Annotated in this window: 5 protein-coding genes and 1 pseudogene; all 6 read left to right on the top strand. The window is 71.4% G+C overall.

Features of this window, described 5'->3' with window-relative positions; translation table 11 throughout:
* A pseudogene (locus tag Q0588_RS12245) lies at positions 1-520 on the top strand (deoxyguanosinetriphosphate triphosphohydrolase); the annotation flags it as partial.
* A gap of 94 nt (positions 521-614) precedes the next feature.
* A complete protein-coding gene (locus Q0588_RS12240) occupies positions 615-1343 on the top strand; it encodes an SPOR domain-containing protein (protein WP_298746430.1) in 729 nt (242 codons plus the stop codon).
* Entirely contained in the window at positions 1298-2434 is a 1137-nt protein-coding gene (gene nagZ, locus Q0588_RS12235) for a beta-N-acetylhexosaminidase (RefSeq protein WP_298746428.1), read from the top strand. The genes Q0588_RS12240 and nagZ overlap by 46 nt, the downstream gene beginning before the upstream one ends.
* The gene (locus Q0588_RS12230; RefSeq protein WP_298746426.1) at positions 2431-3249 is read left to right on the top strand and encodes a ScpA family protein; all 819 of its coding nucleotides are present in this window, start codon (positions 2431-2433) and stop codon (positions 3247-3249) included. Before nagZ ends, Q0588_RS12230 begins: the two co-directional genes overlap by 4 nt.
* The gene (gene scpB, locus Q0588_RS12225; RefSeq protein WP_298746432.1) at positions 3249-3905 is read left to right on the top strand and encodes an SMC-Scp complex subunit ScpB; all 657 of its coding nucleotides are present in this window, start codon (positions 3249-3251) and stop codon (positions 3903-3905) included. Before Q0588_RS12230 ends, scpB begins: the two co-directional genes overlap by 1 nt.
* 213 nt (positions 3906-4118) lie before the next feature.
* Positions 4119-4912, top strand: a 794-nt coding sequence (locus Q0588_RS12220; protein WP_298746424.1) for a Mur ligase domain-containing protein, incomplete at its 3' end; no start/stop codon positions are given.

Raw genomic sequence — 4912 nt, 5'->3', positions numbered from 1 at the left:
CCTCGAGGACCTGTCGGAGGTGCCGCTGATCGGGCCGGTGCTGCACGGGGTGCGCCGGGACTGGCCGGACATCGACGCGCGGATGATCCGCATCGAGGCGGTGCGGCGGATGATCGGCGTCATGGTCGAGGACGTGCTGGCCGAGACCGAGGCGCGGCTCGAGGCGGACGACATCCGCTCGACCGAGGACGTGCGCACGGCGGGCCGGACCCTGGTGGCCTTTTCGCACCAGATGCTGGCCGACCTGGGGGTGCTGCGGTCCTTCCTGTTCGAGCGGATGTACCGCCACTATCGCGTCAACCGCACGCGCAGCCAGGCGCGGCGCATCCTGGCCGAGATGTTCCAGCTGTTCATGGCCGATCCCGGCACCCTGCCGCCGGAATGGTCGGGCAAGGCCGGGACCAGCGACGAGACCCGGCGGGCCCGGGCGGTGTGCGACTACATCGCCGGCATGACCGACCGCTATGCGATCGAGGAGCACCGCAAGCTGTTCAGCCTCGACCTGGCGCTGGATCTGTAGGGCATGAAGCGATCGCGGCCTGAAAAAGGACTTGGAGGGGGATAGAGTGTGCGTTCCGCGTCTCGATTCGCGCGGCAGGACGGAAGGCGCGGCCATGTCTCACGAAGATCCCTATCGCCCCAATCCGGGCCGCGAGCGCGGGGCCTATACGCCGCCGACCGACGACGATCTGCCGTTCAACCGGCACGGCTACGACCCGCGCCGGAGCGGGGGCGGCGGCAAGGCCCCGCCGATGACGCTGATCGTCTCGGCGGCGGTGCTGCTGGTGCTGATCATCGCCGTGGTGGCCTATTACCGGGCCGGGCCGCGCGCCTCGGACGACGCCCCGCCCGCGGTCGGCGTCCCGGTCGGCGAGATCCGCACCGAGGTTCCGATCGACGCCCAGCCGGTCGATCCGACCGCCGGCATCGAGGTCTATGAGGAGGACCCGGCCCCGGCCGCGAGCCCGACCTTCGTCCCGCCGCCGGAAGCGGTGCAGCCGCGGCCCGCGCCGGCCCCGGTGGAGACGGCGCCCGCGCCGACGCCGGCCCCCACGCCCGCGCCGCCGGTCAAGAAGGCCGAGCCGGCCCCGGCCGCGACGGGCGGCACGGCCGGCGTGCAGATCGGCGCCTTCTCGACCCCCAATCTGGCGGAGAGCGAATACAATCGCATCGTCGGCCGCTATCCGCAGCTGACCGAGGGCGCCAGCCGGCGGGTGCAGGAGGTGACGGCGTCGAACGGCTCGACCGTCTATCGCACCACCGTCACCGGCCTGAGCCGCGACCAGGCGCGGGCCCTGTGCGGCGCCATCCGGGCCTCGGGCGGGGACTGCATCCTTCGGTGACGCGCTCGGCGGCGATCTACGGCTGCGGCGGGCATCGGCTGACGGCCGGGGAGAAGGCCTTCTTCGCCGACGCGCGGCCGTGGGGCTTCATCGTCTTTCGCCGCAACGTCGACAGCCCCGATCAGCTGCGCGCCCTGACCGACGAGATGCGGGCCTGCCTCGGCGAGGCCGATGTGCCGGTGCTGGTCGACCAGGAGGGCGGCCGGGTCCAGCGCCTGGGCCCGCCGCACTGGGCCAGATACCCGCCGGCCGCGGCCTATCTGAAGGCGACCGGGGATGTCCTGGCGGCGCGCGAGCTGGTCCGGCTGGGGGCGCGGCTGATGGCCCATGACCTCAAGGCGGTCGGGATCACCGTCGACTGCGCCCCGGTGCTGGACGTGCCGGCGCCGGGCGCCCACGACATCGTCGGCGACCGCGCCTGGGCCGGCGATCCCGACGCCGTGACCATGCTGGGCCGGGCGGCGGCCGAGGGGCTGCTGGCCGGCGGGGTGCTGCCGGTGATCAAGCACATGCCGGGCCACGGCCGGGCCTTCGCCGACAGCCACCATGACCTGCCGGTCGTTCACGCCGATCTGGAGGCGTTGGCGGCCCGGGACTTCGCGCCGTTCCGGGCGCTGTCGGACATGCCGCTGGCCATGACGGCCCACATCGTCTTCCACGCCCTCGACCCGGAAGGCCCGCTCACGACCTCGAGGCGGGCGGTCCGGATGATGCGCGAGCAGACCGGTTTCCGCGGGCTGATCATGACCGACGACCTGTCGATGAAGGCGCTGTCGGGCGACCCGCGGGCGCGGGCCGAAGCCTCGCTGGAGGCCGGCTGCGACGTGGTCCTGCACTGCAACGGCGACCTCGCCGAAATGCGGCGGGTGGCGGAAGGGGTCGGCGGGCTGAAGGGGAAGGCGGCCAAACGGGCCGAGGCGGCGCTGGCGCGGATCGTGTGCGAGGTCGAGCCCCTGGACCCGAAGGAGGCGCGCAACCGGTTCGACACGCTGATGGCCGGCCGGCTGGAGGCGGCGAAGGGGCCGGATGTGGGGGAGGCGCAGGCCCCCGCCTCAAGTAGCGCGAAGCGCGGCAGGCGGACCGAAGGATGACCGACGCCTTCCAGCCCAATCTGGATTTCGCCGCGGTCGACCAGGCCGACGGGCGCGACGCCTTCGTGGTCGACCTGGAGGGCTATGAGGGGCCGCTGCATGTGCTGCTGGCGCTGGCGCGGACGCAGAAGGTCGACCTGCTGAAGCTGTCGATCACCCGGCTGGCGGAACAGTATCTGGCCTTCGTGCACGAGGCGCGGCGGCGCAATTTCGCGCTGGCGGCGGACTATCTGGTGATGGCCGCGTGGCTGGCCTATCTGAAGTCGCGCCTGCTGCTGCCGCGCACCGAGAAGGCGGGCGAGGAGGCGCCGGCCGAGGAGATGGCCGCCGCCCTGGCCTTCCGCCTGCGGAAGCTGGAGGCGATGCGCAGGGCGGTCGAGGCGATCCAGTCGCGGCCGCAGCTGAAGCGGGACGTGTTCACGCGCGGCGATCCGGAGGCCCTGGTGGTCATCCCTTCCGACCGCATCGAGGCCAGCCTGTACGAGCTGATGGCCGCCTATGTGACGCAGCGGCGGCGCGAGGAGCAGCGGCGCTACAATCCGGGCCAGCGGGTCGAGGCCTTCGCCCTGGAGGCGGCGCGGGAGTGGCTGCGCGACCTGCTGCCCCGGCTGGAGCAATGGACGCCGCTGAACAGGGTGGCCCCGGCGAAGCACGGGGCGGAGGGGCCGTCGCAGGCCAGCTTCACCGCCTCGACCCTGTCGGCCGGCCTGGAGCTGGTCAAGGAGGGGGCCATGGAGGTGAAACAGGCCGGGACCTTCGCCGAACTGTATCTGAAGCGGCGGAGCGTGGGCCAGCCGCTGGAGCTGGTGCCGTGATCCAGTTCGCCCCCGACCATCTGGAGATCGAACGCCGGGTCGAGGCGCTGCTGTTCGCCGCCGCCGGGCCGCTGTCGGCGGCCGAGATCGCGCGGCGGCTGCCCGAGGGGGCCGACGTCGGCGGGGCCATCTCGGCCCTGCGCGAACGCTATCAGGGGCGGGGCGTCGAGCTGGAGTGCGTGGCCGACCGCTGGCGCTTCAGGACGGCGCCGGACCTGTCGTTCATGATGACCGAGGAGCGCGAGGAGCCGCGCCGGCTGTCGAGGGCGGCGCTGGAGACCCTGGCCATCATCGCCTACCACCAGCCCTGCACCCGGGCCGAGATCGAGAGCGTGCGCGGGGTGTCGCTGTCGAAGGGCACGCTGGACCTGCTGCTGGAGATGGGCTTCGTCCGGCTGAAGGGGCGGCGGCGGACGCCGGGGCGGCCGGTGACCTATGCGACGGCGGACAAGTTCCTTGAGCATTTCAGCCTGTCGAGCCTGTACGACCTGCCGGGGGTGGCCGAGATGAAGGCGGCGGGCCTGCTGGACCTGTCGATCCCGGTCGGCTTCGAGGTCCCGGACCCGTCGCGGGCTGGGGACGACGACGAGACGCCCCTGATGCCGGGGGAAGAGGACAGCCCGGAGTTCGCGCAGGATTTCGTGGCGGAGGACTGAAGGTTGGCCCGCGAGGGGAGGTGGGTTCCAACGCTCCGTGCGGCCAGGCGATTAGTGGTTAGTGATTAGTGGTTGGCCGACAGGGGCGAACGCCGCCGGCGCCGAGCCGCTCCCCGCAGGCGATCCATCAACCACTAATCACTAACCACTAATCACTTCCGGACGCGGAAGCCGGGTGATGCATTCGCCGCCGACCCTTGCTAATCCGCTGCGATGATCGCACGCCTTCGTCCCGTTCCCTTCGACCTCGGTCCCGTCCATTTCGTCGGCATCGGCGGCATCGGCATGAGCGGCATCGCCGAGATCATGCTCAAGATCGGCTATTCGGTGCAGGGTTCGGACGCCAGGGCCAGCGCCAACACCGAGCGGCTGGAGAAGCTGGGGGCGCGCATCTTCATCGGCCATGACGCCGCCCATGTCGGCGACAGCGTCTCGGCGGTGGTCTATTCGACGGCGGTCAAGGCCACGAACGTGGAGATGGTCGCCGCCCGGGAACGCCGCATCCCCCTGGTGCGGCGGGCCGAGATGCTGGCCGAGCTGATGCGGCTGCAGTTCTCCATCGGCGTGGCGGGCACCCACGGCAAGACCACGACCACCTCCATCGTCGCGGCGTTGCTCGACGCCGGCGGGCTGGACCCGACCGTGGTCAACGGCGGCATCATCAACGCCTATGGCGCCAACGCCAAGGTCGGCGACGGCGACTGGATCGTGGTCGAGGCCGACGAGAGCGACGGCAGCTTCCTGCGCCTGAAGTCGACCGTCGCCATCGTCACCAATATCGACCCCGAACACCTCGACCACTACGGCGACTTCGACGCGGTGCGGAAGGCCTTCGTCGACTTCGTCGAGAACATCCCCTTCTACGGCTTCGCCGCGGTCTGTCTGGACCATCCGGAGGTGCAGCGGCTGGTCGCCTCGATCGATAACCGGCGGCTGGTCACCTACGGCCTCAATCCGCAGGCCATGGTCCGGGCCGACAATGTCGAGATGGGCCCGGACGGCTGCCG

It is taken from the genome of uncultured Brevundimonas sp. (assembly GCF_937870815.1).
Lineage (GTDB): Bacteria > Pseudomonadota > Alphaproteobacteria > Caulobacterales > Caulobacteraceae > Brevundimonas.
The sequence above is the reverse complement of the archived record's forward strand: the minus strand, read 5'-3'. Positions and strand labels throughout refer to the sequence as shown.

Bases quoted from the DNA above. Each gene is read 5' to 3' on its own strand.
- Q0588_RS12240 (WP_298746430.1), top strand. From the start codon at position 615: ATGTCTCACGAAGATCCCTATCGCCCCAATCCGGGCCGCGAGCGCGGG.
- Q0588_RS12230 (WP_298746426.1), top strand. From the start codon at position 2,431: ATGACCGACGCCTTCCAGCCCAATCTGGATTTCGCCGCGGTCGACCAG.